At 36.4% G+C, this 22,097-nt stretch carries 18 protein-coding genes; 15 read left to right on the top strand and 3 right to left on the bottom strand.

All coding sequences use genetic code 11. The features are described from left to right. The first annotated feature begins 169 nt into the window (after positions 1-169). The 15 genes from ACN5J7_RS13625 (at position 170) to ACN5J7_RS13555 (ending at position 15,966) form a co-directional block, all read left to right on the top strand. A complete protein-coding gene (locus ACN5J7_RS13625; protein WP_418604324.1) occupies positions 170-1,513 on the top strand; it encodes a rhodanese-like domain-containing protein in 1,344 nt (447 codons plus the stop codon). Between the two features lie 143 nt (positions 1,514-1,656). Next, a complete protein-coding gene (locus ACN5J7_RS13620) occupies positions 1,657-2,271 on the top strand; it encodes a TetR/AcrR family transcriptional regulator (protein WP_418604323.1) in 615 nt (204 codons plus the stop codon). Between the two features lie 2 nt (positions 2,272-2,273). Then, positions 2,274-3,524, top strand: a complete 1,251-nt coding sequence (locus ACN5J7_RS13615) for a TolC family protein (protein ID WP_418604322.1) — start codon at positions 2,274-2,276, stop codon at positions 3,522-3,524. A 10-nt stretch (positions 3,525-3,534) separates the two neighbouring features. After that, positions 3,535-4,440 carry an HlyD family secretion protein gene (locus ACN5J7_RS13610; protein WP_311942905.1) on the top strand — a complete coding sequence of 302 codons (906 nt, stop codon included), beginning with the start codon at positions 3,535-3,537 and terminating at the stop codon, positions 4,438-4,440. Positions 4,441-4,452: 12 nt separating this feature from the next. Next, complete coding sequence (locus ACN5J7_RS13605) at positions 4,453-4,941, top strand: hypothetical protein (RefSeq protein WP_311942902.1); 489 nt, start codon at positions 4,453-4,455, stop codon at positions 4,939-4,941. Then, the gene (locus tag ACN5J7_RS13600) at positions 4,942-5,844 is read left to right on the top strand and encodes an ABC transporter ATP-binding protein (protein WP_311942898.1); all 903 of its coding nucleotides are present in this window, start codon (positions 4,942-4,944) and stop codon (positions 5,842-5,844) included. After that, complete coding sequence (locus ACN5J7_RS13595; protein WP_311942895.1) at positions 5,844-6,572, top strand: ABC transporter ATP-binding protein; 729 nt, start codon at positions 5,844-5,846, stop codon at positions 6,570-6,572. The genes ACN5J7_RS13600 and ACN5J7_RS13595 overlap by 1 nt, the downstream gene beginning before the upstream one ends. 106 nt (positions 6,573-6,678) lie before the next feature. Beyond that, positions 6,679-7,065: a GxxExxY protein gene (locus ACN5J7_RS13590; protein ID WP_311942892.1), complete on the top strand. Its 387-nt coding sequence runs from the start codon at positions 6,679-6,681 to the stop codon at positions 7,063-7,065. A gap of 43 nt (positions 7,066-7,108) precedes the next feature. Beyond that, positions 7,109-8,215, top strand: coding sequence for an ABC transporter permease (locus ACN5J7_RS13585; protein ID WP_418604321.1), 1,107 nt, complete (start codon positions 7,109-7,111; stop codon positions 8,213-8,215). Continuing rightward, entirely contained in the window at positions 8,215-9,336 is a 1,122-nt protein-coding gene (locus ACN5J7_RS13580) for an ABC transporter permease (protein WP_311942887.1), read from the top strand. Before ACN5J7_RS13585 ends, ACN5J7_RS13580 begins: the two co-directional genes overlap by 1 nt. A gap of 132 nt (positions 9,337-9,468) precedes the next feature. Beyond that, entirely contained in the window at positions 9,469-10,776 is a 1,308-nt protein-coding gene (locus ACN5J7_RS13575) for a TolC family protein (protein ID WP_418604320.1), read from the top strand. A 107-nt stretch (positions 10,777-10,883) separates the two neighbouring features. Then, the gene (locus tag ACN5J7_RS13570) at positions 10,884-12,005 is read left to right on the top strand and encodes an efflux RND transporter periplasmic adaptor subunit (RefSeq protein ID WP_418604319.1); all 1,122 of its coding nucleotides are present in this window, start codon (positions 10,884-10,886) and stop codon (positions 12,003-12,005) included. A gap of 111 nt (positions 12,006-12,116) precedes the next feature. Beyond that, positions 12,117-15,311: an efflux RND transporter permease subunit gene (locus tag ACN5J7_RS13565; protein ID WP_418604318.1), complete on the top strand. Its 3,195-nt coding sequence runs from the start codon at positions 12,117-12,119 to the stop codon at positions 15,309-15,311. Between the two features lie 92 nt (positions 15,312-15,403). Next, positions 15,404-15,709, top strand: a complete 306-nt coding sequence (locus ACN5J7_RS13560; RefSeq protein ID WP_311942869.1) for a hypothetical protein — start codon at positions 15,404-15,406, stop codon at positions 15,707-15,709. Positions 15,710-15,741: 32 nt separating this feature from the next. Further along, entirely contained in the window at positions 15,742-15,966 is a 225-nt protein-coding gene (locus ACN5J7_RS13555; RefSeq protein WP_311942865.1) for a DUF2892 domain-containing protein, read from the top strand. Between the two features lie 132 nt (positions 15,967-16,098). On the opposite strand, the gene ACN5J7_RS13550 is transcribed toward ACN5J7_RS13555, so the two are convergent. From ACN5J7_RS13550 to ACN5J7_RS13540, 3 genes are all read right to left on the bottom strand, one after another. Beyond that, positions 16,099-17,244 (bottom strand): efflux RND transporter periplasmic adaptor subunit, encoded by a 1,146-nt coding sequence (locus ACN5J7_RS13550; RefSeq protein WP_418604317.1) that lies wholly within the window; start codon positions 17,242-17,244, stop codon positions 16,099-16,101. 10 nt (positions 17,245-17,254) lie between these two features. Beyond that, positions 17,255-21,583, bottom strand: coding sequence for a CusA/CzcA family heavy metal efflux RND transporter (locus ACN5J7_RS13545; protein ID WP_418604316.1), 4,329 nt, complete (start codon positions 21,581-21,583; stop codon positions 17,255-17,257). An 83-nt stretch (positions 21,584-21,666) separates the two neighbouring features. Further along, positions 21,667-22,065 (bottom strand): hypothetical protein, encoded by a 399-nt coding sequence (locus ACN5J7_RS13540; RefSeq protein WP_311942847.1) that lies wholly within the window; start codon positions 22,063-22,065, stop codon positions 21,667-21,669. Between the last annotated feature and the right edge of the window lie 32 nt (positions 22,066-22,097).

Here is a 22,097-nt window from a genome sequence, read left to right as displayed (position 1 = left end):
TTTTTAAACTGATTTTTGTCATGTTTAGAATGAATATTGAAAACATAGTCCGTTTAAAGCATTAATTCAGACATTACCTTAGCAGACGCAACTTAGTATGGTCTTAAAAAAAGTGCCAAATATTTTAAAAATTTCACAAAAAAATTTTATATTAAATAAAACAAAAAATATGATTATTAAACAATTTAAAGACGAGCCCTTAGCCCATTATTCTTATGCTATAATTAGTAAAGATAAAATGGCACTTGTCGATCCTTCAAGAGATGCAAGACCCTATTACGAGTTGGCAGAAGCATACAATGCCAAAATTGTAGCGGTTTTCGAAACGCATCCGCATGCCGATTTTGTGAGTAGTCATTTGCAAATACACAAAGAAACCGGAGCACATATTTACGCGAGCAAGCTTGTTGGCGCAAGTTATCCGCACCAAACCTTTGATGATGGCGATTCGTTTAAAATGGGCAATGTAACCTTTGAAGCCATTAACACGCCTGGTCATTCACCAGATAGCATAACTATTATCGCCAAAGATGACAATGAAAAACAGGTGATGTTCTCGGGCGACACCCTATTTATTGGTGATGTTGGTCGGCCCGATTTAAGGGAAAAAGCCGGAAACATGAAAGCTAAACGAGAAGATTTGGCCAAAAGCATGTACAACACCATGAAAACCAAATTCAACCATTTACCAGATAGCACCATTATTTACCCCGCGCATGGAGCGGGTTCGTTGTGTGGTAAAAATTTGAGCGACGATGCTTCGAGTACTTTAGGAAGGGAACGTGAGGAAAACTGGGCATTCAAAAATTTAACCGAAAAACAATTTGTGGAACATATTTTAAAAGACCAACCTTTTGTACCTTCTTATTTTGGTTTTAATGTGGATATCAATAAAGAAGGTGCCGATAATTATGAGCTGGGTATTGCAAAACCAACGTTGCATTTTCAGATGGACGAACTTGATACAGGCGAAACTTTAGTCGTTGATGTTAGAAATGAAAAGGATTTTAAAAGAAACCATTTAACTAATAGTTTTAATATCATGGCTGAATCGGATGATGATAAGTTTGAAACTTGGTTAGGTGCTATTGTAAAGCCTGAAGAACCGTTTTGTGCTGTTCTAAATTCAATAAAAGACAGAGAAACCATTTTAAATCGCATAGCGAAAATTGGTTACGAAAAGCAGTTAAAAAAATTGATGACATTAAACGAAACGGCATTTACTAAATCTGAAGCTTTTAATCTTGACGAATTCAAAAAGAACAGGAATCAATATACCATTGTAGATATTCGGAATAAAAGCGAAACGGATGAAGGTAAAATATTTGATGATGCCATTGCTATTCCATTAAACCAATTAAGAGATTCCAAAAACGACATCCCAACAGATAAACCAATCGTGGTACATTGTGCTGGCGGTTATAGAAGTGCTGCCGGTAGCAGTATTGTTTCAAAACTAATCAATGGGGTTTCTGTTTACGACTTAAGTGATGCTGTAAAGCAATTTAATTGAAAATGCTGCTGTTTAAACCTTACTGAAATCGTTTTAATGGAGCCGACAACATGACATAAAATTCTTCTAAAATAATCAAATTGCATTAGTTTGATTATTTTTTGTACATTTGCTAACCAAATGGTTTAACCATGTAGTTAAAAATGAAAAAAACAAAAGACGAAAACACCGAAGAGCAAATTTTAAATGCTGCAAAAAACGTATTTCAAACTAAAGGAATGGAGGGTGCGCGCATGCAGGAAATAGCCGATAAAGCAGGTATTAACAAGGCTATGCTCCATTATTATTACAGAAGTAAGCAATTATTGTTTGAAGCGGTTTTTAAGAATGCATTTTCACTATTGGCGCCTCAATTAAATGCAATTTTAAACGATGACTCTTCACTTGAGGACAAGATTAAAAATTTCACAATGGATTATACAAGCTTTATGATTAAGCATCCGTATTTGCCAAATTTCATCATTCAAGAATTAAATCGAAATGAAGATTTTATACTCAAACTCAAAGAAAATACAGGGTTTCCAAACCTCGAAAAATTCAAAGAAAAAGTAGCCGAGGAAATCAACCAAGGTATGATAAGACCCATCGATGCAGATCAATTGTTTGTAAATATTATAGCACTCAACATTTTTCCGTTTTTAGGAAAACCTTTGATTAAAGCATTTACAAATAAAGATGAAAAGGCCTATAAAATTTTTGTGGAAAAACGAAAAACAGAAGTTTCCAACTTTATTATTAATTCAATAAAACAACATTAATAATGAAACGTTTCATAATAATTCCAATTATACTGATAACCCTTACCGGTATGGGGCAACAAAGCATTTCATTGGAGGAATGTTACGGTTTAGTGGCTGAAAATTATCCGCTGGCGAAACAATCACAGCTCATTGAAAATCAAAACAATTTGGATAAAGCTATTATTTCCAATGCAAAATTGCCACAGTTTAATTTAGATGCACAGGCTACCTATCAATCCGACGTGATTGAAATTCCCATTCCCAATGCCAATATTGAACCATTGAACAAAGACCAATATCGCGCGACACTTTCAGTAAATCAATTGATTTATAATGGTGGCGCCACAAATGCGGCCTTAAATGTAAAATCGGCACAAACCAAAACGAAACAAAAACAGGTTGATGTTAATTTATATCAATTAAAACAACAAATCAACCAACTGTATTTCTCTATTTTACTGGCTCAGGAAACCGATTTCTTGCTAAAAGCCAAACAAGCACAGTTACGGGCAAAATTAGCAGAAGTACAATCGGGTATAAAATACGGTGTGATTTTACCGACGTCCGATAAGGTTTTGGAGGCGGAACTTTTAAAACTTAATCAACAATTTAGAGAGGTAGAAAGTAATAAATCAGCTTTAATTGAAACGCTTTCGAGCATAATCGGTAAAAACTTAAACGCTTCTACCCTATTTCAAAATCCTCTTGTAGACACCCAAATACGGCATGATTTAAACCGACCGGAATTGGAATTATTTCAACTTAAAAAAGATGAAATAGCACATTCTGAGGCATTAATTTCCAAACAAAACGCGCCAAAACTACTTGGCTTTGCAACCGGTGGCTATGGTAACCCTGGGCTGAATATGTTGGATAATTCCTTTCAAACATTTTATACGGTTGGTGTTAAATTGAATTGGAATGTTTTCGATTGGAATTCCAATAAAAAACAACGTCAATCCTTGGCCATTAATAAAGATATTGTAGATACAGGGGCCGAAACCTTTAAGTTAAATACAAACATAGAACTGAATCAGCAACAAAAGGAAATTGATAAAATTGAAAGCTTTATTGCATCCGATTTAGAAATCATCAAACTTAGAAAAGAGGTGCTCAAATCGGCAGATTCTCAACTTAAAAATGGCGTGATTACGGCTTCGGCATATATCACAGAACTCACCAATTTATACGAAGATGAAAACACTTTGGTCACTCATAAAATTCAATTACAATTGGCAAAAGCAAATTACAATGTCATTAAAGGACAATAACTATTTAAAAATGAAAAACTACAATTATATTTTAGGAATAAGCATATTGGCTACCACTGTGTTTTCCTGTGGAAACGGCAACGATAAAGCAGATGGTTACGGTAATTTTGAAGCCACAGAAATCACCATTTCTTCCGAAAATAACGGAAAGCTCATGCAATTTGATGTTAATGAAGGTGATGTTCTTAAAAAAGATCAATTTATTGGTTATATCGATACCATTCCATTGGCATTAAAGCGGGAGCAATTAATGGTTTCTAAAGCTGTGATTAGCTCAAAATCCAAAGGCGTGTTGTCCCAGATATCCGTTTTAGACGCAAAATTGAAAACAGCCAACACCAACAAAACCAGAGTTGAAAATTTAATAAAAGACCATGCTGGAACGCAGAAGCAATTGGATGATATTGAGGGTGAAATAGATGTGATTAAAAATCAGATTAGAAGTGTGGAAATCCAAAACGCACCTGTTGTTAATGAATTGAAATCTATCGACGTGCAACTTAAGCAAATTGACGATCAAATTAAAAAAAGTAAAATCATAAACCCAATAAACGGAACGATTTTAACCAAATATGCCGAACCCAACGAGATTACTGTTTTTGGTAAGCCACTCTATAAAATTGCCGATTTAAACTCCATGCAACTTCGAGTTTATGTGAGTGAAACCCAATTGGCAAATATAAAAATTGGTCAAGAAGTCTCTGTAAAGATTGATGATGCAGACACCATGAAATCCTATAAAGGAATGATAAGTTGGGTTGCTTCGGAAGCCGAATTCACGCCAAAAATCATTCAAACCAAAGAAGAGCGGGTTGCCCTGGTTTATGCCGTAAAAATAGATGTAAAAAACGATGGCAGCCTAAAAATTGGCATGCCCGCAGAATTATGGATAAATAACTTAAATAATAATCAATAAAAAACAAAAACAATGAAACATGTAATTTTAACCTTGAGCCTATTGGCGTTAGTAAGCTGTAAAGACAGCAAAAACCAAGACACAAAAACGGAAACCGTTGAGCATGCAACTGACAGTCACAGCAATCAGCACGACAACGAGGCTTCAAATGTTTATGCCAATGCTTGGATAAACGAAATTCAAAAAAACAATGGAGAAAAATGGCAAGCCGATGCCACAACAAATGAAGGCGTACAAAAGCTACAAAACACAATCAACACACAATCGGCAAGTACACTGGAAGACTATCACCAACTAGCAAAACAATTGAATGATGAGAAAAATTTTGTGGTAAAAAACTGCACGATGAAAGGACCTTCACACGACAATTTGCACGTATGGCTACATCCGTTAATCGAAAAAATTGATGCGCTTTTAAAAGTGGAAACCGTTGAAGATGCTTCGAAAATCACAGCTAGTATTGAAGAAAACATCAATGCCTATTCAGAATATTTCAAATAAATGGGTATTACTGTAAGCCATATCAGCAAATCTTATAAAAATGTAAAAGCCTTACAGAGTATTTTTTTTGAAGTAAAAAAAGGCGAGCTTTTTGGTCTCATAGGTCCTGATGGTGCTGGTAAAACAACACTATTCAGGATTTTGACCACACTTTTATTTGCAGATGAAGGCACAGCAACCGTTGCTGGTTTTGATGTGGTTGAAGATTACAAAAGCATTAGAAACAGTGTTGGCTACATGCCTGGGAAATTTTCGCTCTACCAAGATTTAACCGTTAAAGAAAATCTGGATTTTTTTGCAACCATTTTTGGAACAACCGTCGAAGAAAACTACGATTTAATAAAAGATATCTATGTGCAAATAGAACCTTTTAAAAACCGTCGCGCAGGTAAACTATCTGGTGGAATGAAACAAAAACTCGCATTGAGTTGTGCCTTGATTCATAAACCAAAAGTGCTGTTTTTAGATGAACCCACCACAGGCGTTGACCCAGTGTCACGAAAGGAATTTTGGGAGATGCTAAAACGGTTGCAACAAAAAGGCATTACCATTTTAGTTTCGACACCTTATATGGACGAAGCGGCTTTATGCGATAGAATTGCACTGATTCAAGATGGAAAAATTTTGGAAATAGACACGCCTGAAGCGATTGTAAAACATTATCCTAAGCCAATTTATAACGTTCGTGCTAACAATATGTTTCAACTAATCAATAGCTTAAATGCCTATGAACACAACCATAGCGTGTATCCTTTTGGCGAGTTTGTGCATTATACCGATAATAGAACAGACTTTAATCCAGACCTTTTAAAAGCATACTTAGAAAGCAAAAACTTATCAAACATACACATTGAAAAAACAATAGCCACTATTGAAGACACCTTTATGGAATTGGCAAAATAATGAACAACAACAAGGTCATACAAGTAGAAGGATTAACCAAAATGTTTGGTGATTTTACAGCAGTAAACGCCATTACATTTGACGTTGAAAAAGGTGAAATCTTTGGGTTTCTAGGAGCCAATGGCGCAGGAAAAACCACAGCAATGAAGATGCTTATTGGCATTTCAAATCCTACTTCTGGCAATGCCAATGTCGCTGGTTTTGATGTATATACCAATGCAGAAGACATTAAGAAGAATATTGGCTATATGAGTCAGAAATTCGCCTTGTATGACGATTTAACGGTTAGGGAAAACATTACGTTTTTTGGAGGTATTTATGGTTTATCAAGAAAACGCATTAAAGAAAAATCGGATGCTTTGATTGAAGAATTAGGCTTGCAGAATGTTGCTAATAAATTGGTTGGTGCTTTACCATTGGGTTGGAAACAAAAACTATCCTTTTCGGTGTCCTTGATTCACGATCCCAAAATTGTGTTTTTAGATGAACCAACTGGTGGCGTTGATCCCATTACCAGACGTCAGTTTTGGGAATTGATTTACAAAGCAGCCAACCAAGGTACCACGGTTTTTGTAACCACGCATTATATGGACGAAGCGGAATACTGTGATCGTGTATCTATTATGGTCAACGGAAAAATAGAAGCTTTAGATACACCCAAAAAACTAAAAGAACAGTTTAAGGCTGAAAATATGAACGATGTGTTTTTAAAACTGGCAAGAGGATGAAAAAATGTCCCACAGATTTCGCTGATTTGCGCAGAATAATGGCAAATAATTTTAAAAAAAACCTGCGGTTATCTGCGTAATCTGCGGGAAACTAAAAAAATAAATCATGGAACAAAAAACAGAAAATGAAATATCCTACTTAATTAGAGGAGCTATATTTAAAGTCTATAATGAATTAGGTCCAGGTTTATTAGAATCCGTTTATGAAGCTGTTTTAAGTTTCGAGCTACAAAAACAAGGTTTAGACGTAAAAAGCCAAGTTCCATTGCCAGTATATTATGATGGACATAAGCTAGAAGTAGGATTCAGATTAGATTTATTGGTAAATAATAAAGTGATTATAGAAATCAAATCTGTAGAAACTTTATCAAAAGTACATCATAAGCAAGTTTTAACTTATTTAAAGATTTCAGAATTGAAGTTAGGCATTTTAGTAAATTTTAATGTAGATGAAATAACAAAAGGAATTTTCAGAAAAGTAAACGGATTATAAAACATAAATCTGCGGTAATCAGCGAAATCTGCGGTAATAAGAGATGAAAAGATTTATAGGCTTCATAAAAAAAGAATTCTACCATATTTTTAGAGATAGACGCTCGTTGTTTATTCTCTTTGGGATGCCGATTGCCCAAATTTTACTATTCGGATTCGCCATTACCAATGAAATCAATAATGTAGATATTGCCATTTTGGACCATTCTAAAGACGCCACCACAAAAGAAATCATCAATAAAATTTCAGCTTCAAAATATTTCAGTATCAAACAAATCATTGAAAAAGAAGCCGATATCGAATCGGTGTTTCAAAAAGGTCATGTAAAAGCCGTTTTGAACTTCGAGAATGATTTCAGTAAAAATCTGATTAAAGACAACAAAGCAACGGTTCAAATCATAACCGATGCCACAGATCCGAATACCGCAAATACTATTGGTAATTACGTTAATGCTATACTTCAACAATATCAAAAAGGTTTAAATAAAGATATTACCATAGTCTATCAAATCATTCCAGAAACACGCATGATCTACAATCCGGAATTAAAAAGCGTGTATATGTTTGTTCCTGGCGTAATGACCATTATTTTAATGTTAGTTTCTGCGATGATGACTTCCATTTCTATTACCAGAGAAAAGGAATTAGGGACGATGGAAATACTTTTGGTATCGCCTCTAAAACCTTTTCAGGTCATTATCGGTAAAGTGTTCCCATATATTTTCCTCTCCATTATCAATGCGGTAGTGATTGTGATGTTGAGCATTTTCATTTTTAAAATGCCTGTTGAAGGAAGCCTGTTTTTATTAGCATTGGAGAGTATTTTGTTTATCATTTCAGCATTAGCATTAGGGATTTTAATTTCAACCATTTCAGCAACTCAACAAACCGCAATGATGATTTCTTTGATGGGACTCATGCTTCCTGTCATATTATTATCAGGATTTATTTTCCCTATTTCCAGTATGCCTTTACCATTGCAAGTGATTAGCAATATCATTCCTGCTAAATGGTTTATCATCATTATTAAAGGCATCATGCTAAAAGGCGTAGGCATACAATTTATATGGAAAGAAACGCTGATTTTATTAGGCATGACCGTGTTTTTTATTGCATTAAGTGTGAAGAAATATAAAATTAGACTGGAGTAATGAAAACAATCTTATACATCATACAAAAGGAGTTCAAACAAATCTTTAGAAATAAAGGGATGCTTCCTATCATTTTTGTGTTACCACTACTCCAACTCGTCATTTTATCCAATGCTGCGACATTTGAGGTCAAGAATATCAAATTTGGGTATATCGATAACGACCATACATCAACATCTAGAGCATTAGTAGAAAGATTTAATGCCTCAACGTATTTTGATGTTTTAACTGATTTTCCTTCGGAAGCCTTATCAAGTTCAGCCATGTTAAAAGGTGAAGTGGATGTTGTTTTAGAAATTCCACAGTATTTTGAACGCGATTTACAAAACGAAAAGCACAATCGTTTAGGTGTGACTATTAATGCGATTGATGGTGCAGCCGCTGGTGTCATGAACGTTTATGTTTCACAAATTATTCAACGGTTTAATCAACAAATAAAAGTTGATTTACTGCAGCCTTCGGATAAACACGTACAAGCATCCAACATCGATACCATTCCGTTGTTTTGGTACAACGAAACGCTCAATTATAAAACCTTTATGGTTCCAGGTATCTTGGTTCTATTAGTTACCATGATTACCTTGTTTTTATCGGGAATGAATATCGTTAGGGAAAAGGAAATTGGCACCTTAGAGCAAATTAACGTGACACCAATCAAGAAAAGCCAGTTTATTATTGGGAAGCTCTTTCCGTTTTGGGTTTTAGGAATGGGCTTATTAACCATAGGTTTAATCATAGCCAAACTCATTTTTGATGTGCCTATGGTTGGCAGTTTGCCACTTATGTATGTTTACACGTCCATCTATATTTTGGTGGTTTTAGGAATTGGTCTGTTTATTTCAAACTTTACGGAAACACAACAACAAGCCATGTTTATCGCTTGGTTTTTTACGGTGATTTTTATTTTAATGAGTGGTTTGTTCACACCAATTGAAAGTATGCCAGAATGGGCTCAAATTATTACAGAATTCAACCCCATAAAATACTTTGTAGAAGTGATGCGTATGGTGATGCTTAAAGGTTCTGGCTTTATGGATATTCTTCCGCAATTATCAAAGACATTGCTTTATGCTTTAATAATGAATGGATTAGCTGTTTGGAGTTATAAAAAAACGACCTAATAAAGGTTGTTCTTTAAACTAAAAGACCATTAATATTTCATTATAAATCAAGCACTTCATTTCTGAAGGTAACCTTTGTTACTGACCAACAGATTTCTTAGGCCTATTTTTGCAATATCAAATAAAATAACAATGAAAACAACATACGTTTTAATACTTACTTTTTTGTCATTCGGCGTTTCAATTCAAGCACAAGAATTAATACCTATATCCAAAAACGAAATCTTGGTTAAAGTGTCCGAAAACAACTCAAGTATTAAGATTTCTGAAGAAGAATTCAAACAAGCCAGAGCAGATTACAGACAAACCAATGCGGTGTTTTTGCCAAATATCACCCTAAGTCATACAGCCATGGCCACTACAAATCCGTTAATGGCCTTTGGTTCTAAATTGAATCAGGAAATTTTAACGCAAAGCGATTTTAATCCTGCTTTATTGAATAACCCTTCGCAGATTGAAAACTACGCAACAAAATTCGAAATTCAGCAGCCTTTAATCAATTTAGATGGTATGTACCAACGTAAAGCGGCCAAGTCAAAAATGGAAGCTATGTCTTTAAAAACCGAACGTACACAAGATTATTTAGCGTTTGAAGTAGACAAAGCATACATGCAATTACAATTAGTATACAAAGCCGTTATTGTTTTAGAAAAAGCCTTGGATGCTGCCAATGCCAATAAAAAATTAGCAGAAAACAGCTTTAAACAAGGCTATCTGCAACGAGCAGATGTTTTAAATGTGGAAGTGCGGGTAACCGAAGTTCAAAACCAATTACAATCGGCAAAGAGTAATGTGCAAAACGCATCCAATTATTTGTCTTTTTTAATGAATGATGAAACCTACGTTATTTACAAACCATCAGACGAATTAAAAGTAGCCACATTTACAATGGAAGACCAAAGCGTTTCAGAAAACCGATCGGATATTAAAGCCATGAAATTGGCAAGTAAGGCTTTTGAAGCTATGAACAAAGCAGATAAAATGGCTTTTTTACCAACATTGAATGCCTTTGGTAGTTACGAGTTGTACGACGATCAAATCTTTCAAGACGATGCCAACGGGTATTTATTTGGCGCGCAATTGAGCTGGAATATTTTTCAGGGCTCCAAACGTTTTGGTAAAGCACAAAAAAGTAAAGCTGAATTGGAACAATCCAAACTAGAATACCAACAATACGTATCGCAAAGTAATTTAGAGTTGAACAAAGCAAAACGCGCTTTTATAGATGCTGAAAATAAATTGAAATTAAACAAGTTGGCTTTGGAACAATCGGAAGAATCCTTAAGAATACGCACCAACAGATTTAAAGAGGGATTAGAAAAAACATCCGATTTGTTAATGGCGGAAACCCAATACGCACAAAAACAATTAGAATATTATCAAACCATATTTGAATACAATTATTCTCAAGCGTATTTACAATTTTTAACCATAGAATAAAAAGATAAACAAGACAATAGAATCAAGATCGGTTTTCTAAAGTTTCTTAATTATAAAAATGTCACACTGAGCGCAGTCGAAGTGTCTTAAATAAAAAAATAATAACGATGAAAAAAACATATACAATCCTAACATTTTCTGTAGCGCTATTATTAGCGAGTTGTGGTAACGAAGACAAAAAAGCAGTTGCGGATAATGCGCCAGCAATTACGGTAAAAACAAATCAAGTAGAAACGAATAGCAATAGTCCGTTTTTATCTGTAAGCGGAAAAATACAAGCAGTCAATAGTGCAGATTTAAGCACCAGAATGATGGGTTATGTTAACAAAGTTCATGTTAATGTTGGCGATAAAGTACGTAAAGGACAATTATTAATATCTATCAACAATAGTGATTTACAAGCTAAGAGAGCACAAGTAAGGGCAGGAATTGCCGAAGCAACAGTAGCTTTTGATAATGCACAAAAAGATTATAACCGTTTCAAGAATTTGTTTGCAGATAACAGTGCATCGCAAAAAGAAATGGATGATATGACTGCCAATTTTGAAATGGCAAAAGCACGGTTGGAATCGGCAAAGCAAATGAAAAACGAAATCAACGCACAATTTGCTTACAGCAATATTACAGCACCTTTTAGCGGGACCGTAACCAGCAAAAATGTGGAAGAAGGTAATATGGCAAATCCAGGCATGCCTTTAATTAGTATAGAAACACCTGGGAATTTTGAAGTGATGGCCATGGTTCCGGAAACTGAAATTACAGACATTAAAACAGGGACTTCGGTTGATGTTTTAGTAAAATCAATCAATCAAACCTTAAAAGGAAAAGTTACCGAAGTGAGTACATCAGCTAAAAACACCGGCGGACAATATTTGGTAAAAATAGATTTAGAGCAAACAGACGCCAATATTTTGTCTGGCATGTTTACTACGGTTCAGTTTCCTGTGGAACGTAAAGCAAAATCTGAAATGATTTTAATTCCTATGGAAGCCATTGTAACCAACGGACAATTATCGGGAGTTTACACCGTAAGCCAAAGCAATACAGCTTTGTTGCGCTGGTTGCGTTTGGGTAGAACTTATGGAGACCACGTGGAAGTATTATCGGGTTTAAATACAGATGAAGCTTACATTGTTTCGGCTGAAGGGAAGCTTTACAATGGAGCTAAAGTAGTAAGCCCATCCCCAGCCCTTCCCAAAGGGAAGGAAGCCAAAACGGAAATAAAATAAGATAACCCGAAATAGTTTTCCCTTTGGGGAACTAAAGGGGCTTTAAAAAGTATTAACTAAAATTATCCCATAACAGTTTTTCCCCTTTGGGGAAATTAAAAGGGGCTTATTATGAAAGAAGGTATCGCAGGAAAAATTGCCAAAATCTTTATGCAATCGAAGTTAACCGTGTTGTTAATGATTGTGTTTATGGTTGTTGGCGTTTATAGTTCGTTTTTAATTCCGCGTGAAGAAGAGCCACAAATCGATGTGCCCATGGCAGACATTTTTGTGGGGTATCCGGGAGCAAGTCCTACGGAAGTGGAATCGCGCGTGATTAAGCCATTAGAGCAATTAATATCCAATATCAAAGGTGTGGAATACGTGTATTCTACGTCGATGAAAGAGCAAGGTATGGTGATCGTGCAGTTTTATGTTGGTGAAGATATTGAGCGCTCGTTTGTTAAATTATACAACGAAATTAACAAACATATGGACCAAATGCCTCAAGGCGTTACGTTTCCGTTGGTGAAAACACGTGCCATTGACGATGTGCCCATGTTGGGCTTGACTTTGTGGAGTGAAAATTATGATGATTTTCAATTAAGCCAAATGGCACAGGAGTTGGAAGCCGAAATTAAAAAGGTGAACGATGTTGCGATTACGCATAAAATTGGAGGTCGCGAACGTCAATTACGTGTGGTTTTAGATAAAGATAAATTGGCGGCAAGCGGATTGGATTTCTTGTCGGTTTCCGAAATGATTAAGGCGAATAACAGCCAATTAAGCGCTGGAAGCTTTGTTAAGAACGATACCGAGTTCCTTATAAACACCGGAAAGTTTTTAGAGTCTGTTACCGATGTTGAAAATTTGGTAGTTGGCGTGCAACAGAATCAGCCCATTTATTTAAAACAAGTTGCTAAAATTATTGACGGACCAGAAGTGCCACAAAATTATGTGAGCTTAGGTTTTGGCAAAGGAAGTGTAAAGTCGGCGGATTATAAATCGGAATATCCGGCAGTCACCATTTCAGTTGCCAAACGAAAAGGTGCCGATGCCATGAAAATTGCGGAAGTGATTATCGACAAGGTAGAACATTTACGCAGCACTTTAATTCCGGATGATGTTCATGTTGAAATCACAAGAAACTATGGGGAAACGGCTTCGCAGAAAGTATCCGAATTGTTGTTGCACCTTATAGGTTCCATCATTGCGGTTACTATTGTGGTGATGTTGGCCATGGGTTGGCGCGGTGGATTGGTGGTGTTTTTATCCGTTCCAATTACGTTTGCTTTAACCTTGTTGAGCTACTACTTGATGGATTATACCTTAAATCGAATCACGTTGTTTGCTTTGGTTTTCGTAACAGGAATCGTTGTTGATGACTCCATCATTATTGCCGAAAATATGCACAGGCATTTCAAAATGAAACGCTTGCCATTTAAGCAGGCAGCCTTATATGCCATTAACGAAGTGGGCAACCCAACCATTTTGGCTACATTTACGGTAATTGCTTCGGTTTTACCAATGGCTTTTGTTTCAGGATTAATGGGACCTTATATGGCACCCATGCCCATTGGAGCTTCAATCGCGATGATTTTATCACTATTTGTGGCTTTGACCATTACACCGTATTTGGGTTTAATTTTCTTGAGGGAAAAGGACAAAAAAGAAGCAAAAAAGAAAGCAGAAAAACCTTTAGAGGACACTTTAATCTATAGAATTTATAACAAATTAGAACGACCACTTTTAGAAAGTAAGACAAAACGTTATGTGTTTTTAGCGGGAACCTTTGTACTCTTAATGGGCACAATGGCCTTGTTTTTCACCAATTCGGTAGCTGTAAAAATGCTGCCGTTTGATAACAAAAATGAATTTCAAGTGGTTATTGACATGCCAGAAGGCACAACCTTAGAGCGCACTGGAGTTGTAGCCAAGGAAATTGCACAATATTTAGCAACACGACCAGAAGTGGTAAATTACCAAAACTATGTGGGCACCTCTGCGCCCATTACCTTCAACGGATTGGTGCGTCATTACGATTTGCGTGGGGGAAGCAATATGGCTGATATTCAAGTGAACTTAATTGGTAAAGGAGAACGTTCAGCGCAAAGTCACGATATCGCTAAATTATTGCGTCCAGATATTCAAAAGATTGCTGCCAAATACAATGCAAATGTAAAATTAGTAGAAGTGCCACCGGGACCTCCTGTTTTATCTACGATTGTAGCTGAAGTTTACGGGCCTGATTACGACGAGCAAATTAGAATTGCCGATAACATCCAAGATATTTTAAGAAATACAGATGATGTGGTTGATATCGATTGGATGGTTGAAGACGACCAAACCGAGTATCAGTTCGAAATCAATAAAGAAAAAGCGATGCTGTATGGTGTTGCACCACAACAGATTGCCTATACGATGAATATGGCATTATCAAACAGGGCCATAACCAATTTGTATGATGAGGATGCTGTGAGTCAAATTGGATTGATTTTGGCTTTAGACGAAAAGGAAAAATCAACCATTTCTGATATTTCACAATTGAAAGTGAAATCGAATCAAGGCCGTATGATTCCCATTGCAGATTTGGTAACCATTAGTGAAACTACAGCAGCAAAAAGCATTTATCGTAAAAACCAGAAACGCGTGGTTTATGTGATGGCAGATATGGCTGGAGAGTTGGAAAGTCCTGCATACGCTATTTTGGGTATGGAAGAAAAGTTGAAAGACATTCCGTTACCACCAGGCTACGCGCTTAACGAAATGTATTTAGGTCAGCCAGATTATGAAGATAATTATACCGTAAAATGGGATGGTGAATGGCAAATTACGCTGGAAGTTTTTAGGGATTTAGGCATCGCCTTTTTAGGTGCAATCATCTTGATTTACATCTTAATTGTTGGTTGGTTCCAAAACTTTAAAGCACCAATAGTGATGATGGTTGCCATACCGTTATCCTTAATCGGAATTATTTTAGGACACTGGATTATGGGCGCATTCTTTACAGCAACATCGTTCATCGGCATGATTGCCTTAGCAGGAATTATGGTTCGAAATTCGGTATTACTAATCGACTTTATCAATTTAAGAACTACCGATGGTGTACCATTAAAACAAGCGGCCATTGAGGCCGGAGCTGTGAGAACAACACCTATTTTATTAACGGCTGGTACAGTTGTTATAGGTGCTTTCGTGATTCTGTTTGATCCCATTTTTCAAGGCTTAGCCATTTCGTTAATGGGAGGAACTATTGTTTCAACGGTGTTAACGCTGTTGGTTGTGCCGTTGGTTTATTATATGATAGAAAAGAAGAATTATAAGTAATCATTTTTTATCGTTTTATTTTTCCTACAAGATTGGAAAAACCTTGTAGTTTATAAAAACTAAAAATCTACGGGAAATAAAAAATAGAATTAATGAAATTAGTCATAGTTACAGCAGTCGAGGAATTTCAAAAAGAGGTTTTGAAACTCTTCAAAAAAGCGAATATTCATAGCTTTAGTAGTTCTGATATTGATGGATACAAAAATGGTTCATCCGTTATGATGGCTTCAAGTTGGTTTCCTAGCGAAAAGTTTGGAAATGAATCCCGTTTATTCTTCTCGTTTACCGAAGACGAAAACATTGATACCTTATTCCAATTAATACAAGAATTTAATTCGAATGTAGAAACCAATAATGCGGTGAGAGCGGTTGTGGTTCCTATTGAAAAATTTATATAAAGTAAAAGTTTAATCCTAAAAAATTAATTAAAATGTTAAATACATATTTTAGAGTTATTGTAGGTACAATGGTATTATTAAGTGTAATACTCACCTTTTATGTCAATCAAAACTGGATGTGGTTTACGGTATTTATTGGCGTGAATTTAATTCAGTCGGCCTTCACCAAATGGTGTTTGTTGGAAACTATTCTTATGAAATTAGGGATTAAAAAAGGTCCTGCAAGTTGTGCCGTGCCAAATTCGAAAGAAAGTTAATCTTTGTTTTTTTAGAAACCATAAATTAATAAGACCTAACAGGTTTCAAAAATCTGTTAGGTCTTAAAAAACATCATCTCTGTTTGATAATCAGGTTTGATTTTACAATATTGGCTTCTGCAATTAATAACATTACCCGCCCAATAAACTAAATGCGCCTTTGGTTAAAAATTGTGTGTTTTCAGTAAAACCATCTGTATTTTCTATGTTTGAAAAACCATCATAACTTTCTTTAACCTCAACTTTTTCCTGACTAAAATAGTAGGTGTCGGCTTCTTTTTTGTGCAATACCAAAACATAAAATGCGCCATCGAATTCAATAACAGCCTCGCTTGGTAACGCTTTCGCGGAAGTCGATTCCGTCACTATGGCGGCTTCCACAAACATGCCCGTTAAAAAGGTATTATCCGCTTCATTTTCAATATGTGCATGCACTTTAATCGTTCTATTTTCTTGAATGCTGGTGCCAACTAAATAAACACTTGCTTTGAATGGCTCTGTTGAAATCTCAGGGATTTTAAAGTCGATGTGCTGCCCTTTTTTTACTTTCATAATGTCTTTTTCAAAAACCGAAAGCTCCAAATGGATATGCTTGTTATCAATAATTTCCAAAATCTCGGTTGCTGGCGAAACATAAGCGCCCTTTGTAACATTCATCTTGGTTATACTGCCAGAAACTGGGGCATAAATATTTACAACCGAACTGATTATGCCCACACGAACTTTTGATGGTGAAATGTTTAGCATCCGCAATTGCTTATCTAATCCCATGTGTGTAGCCACAGCTGTTTTGTAATCACTCTCTGCTTTAAGAAAACTTTTTTGAGACGTGATATTTTCAGCTTTCATGGTTAGCTGTCTGTCGTATTCCGCCTTTAAATAAGTGAGCTGCTCATTAATTTCCATATACTGTTGTTGTAAAGCAACAAACTCTGGATTTTCTATGCTGACCAATACTTCTCCTTTGCGCACTTTATCACCTATTAGCCATGGCGTTGTTTTAATATAGCCGCCCATAGTGGCGCTTACAACTGCCCTATTTGCAGGTGGAACATCAATCATTCCGTTTACGTTCACAACTGTTGGAAACGGCTTGTCTTCAAGATTGCCCAAGGTCATTTTACTTTGTTCAAATTGTGCTTTCGTCACTTCAACGGTTTCATTTTTCATGACATTGTTTTCAGACTCCATTTCTGATTGTTCACTGTTTTTTTGTCCACAATTAAATAGACCAAAAACCAAGCTTATCATGAGTATTTTATATGTGCTGTGTTTCATTACAATTTATTTATAAGGTTAGATAATTTATGGCAATAACGGTTTGATTGTACGCATTGAGCTTGTCCAAGTAACTCAATTTTATATCGTAAGCACTTTCCAAACTTTGGATGTATTGATAAAAATCGATTTCACCGTTTTTAAAACTACTATGCGCTGTTTTTAAAATTTCTTCTGAAAGAGTTTCGCCTTCATTTTCATAATAATACAAGGCGTCTTGAAGTTGGGTTAAAGCTAACTTAAGCGCATTGAATTTTGAATTAAGCTGAATTTCATACTCATTAGATTCAGATATTGCAACATCTTCAGCAATTTTAGCCGCTTTAATTCGAGATGCCTGTCCACCAAAAAACACGGGTATTTTAACACCCAATTGATATCCGTAAAGATTTCCGTTTAATTCTGAATTTGTGCCCTGAAAATAATTAAGACTGATGTCGGGCAGTAATTTTTGGTTTTCAAAACGGCGTTCGGCTTGAAACAACAGGGTTCTGTTTTGGTAATATGCCAATTCTTCACTTTCGTTAATATCTAAAAAATCCATGGGCATTTTAAGCGAAGGTTCACTGGCAATTACAATAGCCTCATCAACCTGAACAACTTTTAATAGATTGGCATAAGCGGACATAACATCTTTTTGTGCTTGTGTATAGTTTAGATTGATTTGTTTTTGCTTGGAGGCTGCCGTAATTTTTTCCAAATAATTGGTTTCGCCCAACTCGAACCGTCGTCCTGCAATTTCGGAAAAATTAGTGTATAGGCTGTCCAGTCTTTTAAAAACCCGTTCTTTTTCCCGCGCGATTTGATACTCGTAATAAGCAGCAGTTACTTTACGTTTTATGCTTTTTTCTTGAATATTATATTGGCTGGATGCTATATTATATCGCGCTTGATTCACTTTCTTTTCAGAAAAATAAACCGTTGGAAATTTGAAGTCTTGTTGAATTCCAAAAATCTGTAAGGGCTCGTTGTTTGCTGCCAAATTATTTTCATCAAATTCATAATAAACCTGAGTTTTATCGAAACTAAAAGCCGAATTTATTAAGGCGTTAAATTGTTCCGTTTGAAGTCGGTTTGCCTTTAATCCTTCATTATTCTCAATGGCCAAAGGCATTAATTCTTTTAATGTTTTAGGTGCTTGCTGCGCCATTGCAGGCATTGAAAACAATAAGGCCATAACACCCAAACCTACTACATTGCTTTTGTTGGCCCCATTTTTCTTTTCTTGTGGTGTATTGAGATACGCATATAACACGGGCAACACGATTAAAGTCAACAATGTAGCCGTTATTAAACCGCCTATAACAACCGTTGCCAACGGACGCTGTACTTCGGCGCCTACGTTGGTTGAAATTGCCATAGGTAAAAAGCCCAAGGCTGCTGCAGATGCTGTTAACAATACCGCGCGCAACCTGTCTTTGGTACCTTGTTTTATTAAAGCTTCCATATTTTCAAATCCTTGGTGTTTAAGTTCTTTAAAATGTTCTATCAAAACAATGCCATTAAGTACGGCAATGCCAAAAAGCGCGATAAAACCAACGCCTGCCGATATGCTAAATGGCATGTCTCGAATCCATAATAACAACACGCCTCCAACCGCTGCAAGCGGAATGGCCGAGTAAATCATTAAGGCTTCCTTAACCGATTTAAAGGCAAAATACAATAACAGAAATATTAAGATGAGTGCCACAGGTACGGCAACCATTAATCGGGATTTGGCACTTTGTAAATTCTCGAACTGACCGCCGTAAGTAATCGAATAACCCGCAGGTAATTTTATGTTTTCGTTTATTAAGGCTCGCACATCGTCTGCTACAGATTGTAAATCGCGGTTCCGAACGTTTATACCAACAACTATTCGGCGTCGGGTGTCATCGCGAGAAATTTGTGCAGCGCCTTTTTTATAACTTATGGTTGCCAATTCGCTTAACGGGATTTTTCCACCGGAAGGTAAATCGACATACAGGTTTTTTAAATTATCAATATCCTTGCGTTTTTCTTTCTCTAATCTCACGACCAAATCAAAACGTCTTTCACCTTCAAAAACACTTCCAGCAGATTTTCCTGCAAATCCCATGGAAATCATATCATTCAACTCCTGAATATTGAGTCCGTATCTGGCAATTTTAGAACGGTTGTATTCCACGCTCATTTCTGGCAATCCTGCGATTTTCTCAACAGAAACATCTGCAGCTCCCGGAACGTTTTGTATCAAAGCACCAATAGCGCTTCCTTTTTTGGCTAAAATCTCTAAATCATCGCCAAAAATTTTAATGGCAATATCTGCCCGTACGCCTGTGATAAGCTCGTTAAAACGCATTTCGATGGGTTGTGTAAACTCTACTTCCATGCCCGGAATAACGGCCAAGGCCTCTTTAAACTTGTCTGCCAATTCATCTTTAGATGTTGCCGTGGTCCATTCGCCTTTGGGATTTAGTATAATAATCACATCGCTTTCCTCCATAGACATGGGGTCTGTAGGCACCTCGGCAGCGCCAATACGGGTAACGACCTGCTTAACTTCAGGAAACCCTAAAAGTATCTTTTCAATTTCAGTTGTAATTTCTACGGTGTTACTTAATGAGGTTCCTGTTTTTAACACGGGTTGAATTACAAAATCGCCTTCATCTAAGGTTGGTACAAATTCGCCACCCATGGTTGCATATAAATATATAGACAGAGCCAAAAGCGCAACGGCTATACCCAGCACCAGTTTTTTACTTTGCAATGCCCAATGAATAACGGGCTCGTACATTTTATTTAGCCATTTCATCAACCTTACGGATATGTTTTTGTCCGTAGCATTCGATGGTTTTAAAAACATGGATGCCACAACGGGAACATACGTAAAACATAGAATCATGGCGCCAATAAGCGCAAAACTAAATGTTAATGCCATGGGTTTGAACATCTTCCCTTCTACCCCGCTTAACGATAAAATTGGGATGAATACAATAAGAATAATGAGCTGACCGAAGATGGCCGACCTCATCATTTTTGAAGCTCCAGAAAACGTTATTTTATCCTTTAACACTTGTCGGTCTGCTTTTGCCAAAGCATTAATTCCAACTTTCTGTTTGGTGATTTTAAAAGCAATAAACTCTACGATGATTACGGCGCCATCGATTATTATTCCGAAATCTATGGCTCCCAAACTCATCAAATTCGCATCAACGCCAAATAGGTACATTAAGGACAATGCAAAAAGCAAACACAATGGAATAACCGAAGCTACAACCAGTCCGGAACGTAGATTGCCCAACAGCAATACCACGACAAAAACAACAATTAAACAGCCCAAAATCAGGTTTTCGGTTACCGTATAAGTTGTTTTTGCAATCAGTTCGCTTCTATCAAGAAAGGCATTAATGTATACCCCTTCCGGTAAAGATTTTGAGATTTCGGCAACACGTTCTTTTACGGCTTCAATTACTTTTTTGGAGTTGGCATCTTTAAGCATCATAACTTGCCCCAATACCTTTTCACCTTCGCCATTACCGGTAATCGCCCCAAATCGGGTGGCACTCCCAAAACCTACTTTTGCCACATCCTTTATGTAAATAGGATTCCCATCTTTGTTATTTACAACAATATTGTTAATATCATCTAACGATGAGATAAGCCCTTCGCCACGAATAAAAAAGGCCTGATTTACTTTTTCAATATAACCACCGCCAGAAACACTATTATTAGTTTGTAAAGCCGTAAAAACTTCGCGCGCCGTAATATTCATCGCGTTAAGTTTTTCGGTATTGATGGCAACTTCGTATTGTTTTAAAAATCCGCCCCAAGTGTTCACTTCAACCACACCCGGAATTCCAGATAATTGGCGTTTTACAATCCAATCTTGAATGGTTCTTAAATCTTCGGCATCATATTGGTCCTTAAATTCGGGTTTTACATCAAGAATGTACTGATAGATTTCTCCCAATCCCGTGGTAATAGGTCCCATTTCGGGGGTTCCAAAACCTTCGGGGATTTTCTCGGAAGCCGATATTATTTTTTCGGCAATAAGTTGCCTGGGCAAAAAGGTGCCCATATCGTCTTCAAAAACGATGGTGACTACCGATAGCCCGAATCTTGAAATAGAGCGAATCTCGACAACACCCGGCAAATTGGCCATTTCCAGCTCGACGGGATAGGTAATAAACTGCTCCATATCTTCCGTAGAAAGGTTACGGGAAGTTGTAATAACCTGCACCTGATTATTGGTTACATCGGGTACGGCACCAATGGGGATTTGCGATAAGGAGTATATCCCAAAACCTACGATAAAAGAGGTAAATAGGAGAACAATAAACTTGTTTTTTATACTGAAATTAATGATTTGTGAAAGCATACTTTTTTATAAAATAATCAAAATGAACAGTTACAGGTCGGGGGAATTGACTTGCAACAAAAAATAAAAAGGCCTGTGATTATTTATACCAACTGTGGTGGCTGAAAAAGTCCGTCTACGTGAAGTGAAGAGGAAGTTGCTTGATAGTAAAAATGATGTGTTTTAAACTCAGAAAACTCGGGTGTTTTCAATACTTGAATATAGGTGTTTAATACAAAATCCGTTATTGAAGCTATGTGGGTTTGATGCTGAAAAGGCAATTGCTCATGATCTTCATTTCCATCATGCTGCTCTTTTTCATGGTCTTTTTTTTGCTCTCCGTAATGTTTTGAGATAAACACAAAAACGTTATCTCCGTATTGTTCATTATGGAATTTCGCATGCTCAATAAATTCATCTATCTGAGCAATATCATTAATATGAAACCCAAAACTTTGCATCAGGATAACAAAAGACAACGATATGGATATTAGCTTACTCACTTTTGTAAAGATAATGGTTTTTGAAAAATTCA

It is taken from the genome of Hwangdonia sp. (assembly GCF_048381975.1).
GTDB lineage: Bacteria > Bacteroidota > Bacteroidia > Flavobacteriales > Flavobacteriaceae > Hwangdonia > Hwangdonia seohaensis.
Note: the sequence above shows the minus strand (reverse complement) of the source record. Positions and strands in the feature narration are given on the sequence as shown.

Coding starts and splice junctions, on each gene's coding strand:
- ACN5J7_RS13600 (WP_311942898.1), top strand. CDS start 4,942: ATGGGTATTACTGTAAGCCATATCAGCAAATCTTATAAAAATGTAAAA.
- ACN5J7_RS13585 (WP_418604321.1), top strand. CDS start 7,109: ATGAAAAGATTTATAGGCTTCATAAAAAAAGAATTCTACCATATTTTT.
- ACN5J7_RS13595 (WP_311942895.1), top strand. CDS start 5,844: ATGAACAACAACAAGGTCATACAAGTAGAAGGATTAACCAAAATGTTT.
- ACN5J7_RS13610 (WP_311942905.1), top strand. CDS start 3,535: ATGAAAAACTACAATTATATTTTAGGAATAAGCATATTGGCTACCACT.
- ACN5J7_RS13555 (WP_311942865.1), top strand. CDS start 15,742: ATGTTAAATACATATTTTAGAGTTATTGTAGGTACAATGGTATTATTA.
- ACN5J7_RS13560 (WP_311942869.1), top strand. CDS start 15,404: ATGAAATTAGTCATAGTTACAGCAGTCGAGGAATTTCAAAAAGAGGTT.
- ACN5J7_RS13590 (WP_311942892.1), top strand. CDS start 6,679: ATGGAACAAAAAACAGAAAATGAAATATCCTACTTAATTAGAGGAGCT.
- ACN5J7_RS13625 (WP_418604324.1), top strand. CDS start 170: ATGATTATTAAACAATTTAAAGACGAGCCCTTAGCCCATTATTCTTAT.
- ACN5J7_RS13545 (WP_418604316.1), bottom strand. CDS start 21,583: ATGCTTTCACAAATCATTAATTTCAGTATAAAAAACAAGTTTATTGTT.
- ACN5J7_RS13605 (WP_311942902.1), top strand. CDS start 4,453: ATGAAACATGTAATTTTAACCTTGAGCCTATTGGCGTTAGTAAGCTGT.
- ACN5J7_RS13620 (WP_418604323.1), top strand. CDS start 1,657: ATGAAAAAAACAAAAGACGAAAACACCGAAGAGCAAATTTTAAATGCT.
- ACN5J7_RS13615 (WP_418604322.1), top strand. CDS start 2,274: ATGAAACGTTTCATAATAATTCCAATTATACTGATAACCCTTACCGGT.
- ACN5J7_RS13570 (WP_418604319.1), top strand. CDS start 10,884: ATGAAAAAAACATATACAATCCTAACATTTTCTGTAGCGCTATTATTA.
- ACN5J7_RS13565 (WP_418604318.1), top strand. CDS start 12,117: ATGAAAGAAGGTATCGCAGGAAAAATTGCCAAAATCTTTATGCAATCG.
- ACN5J7_RS13550 (WP_418604317.1), bottom strand. CDS start 17,244: ATGAAACACAGCACATATAAAATACTCATGATAAGCTTGGTTTTTGGT.
- ACN5J7_RS13580 (WP_311942887.1), top strand. CDS start 8,215: ATGAAAACAATCTTATACATCATACAAAAGGAGTTCAAACAAATCTTT.
- ACN5J7_RS13575 (WP_418604320.1), top strand. CDS start 9,469: ATGAAAACAACATACGTTTTAATACTTACTTTTTTGTCATTCGGCGTT.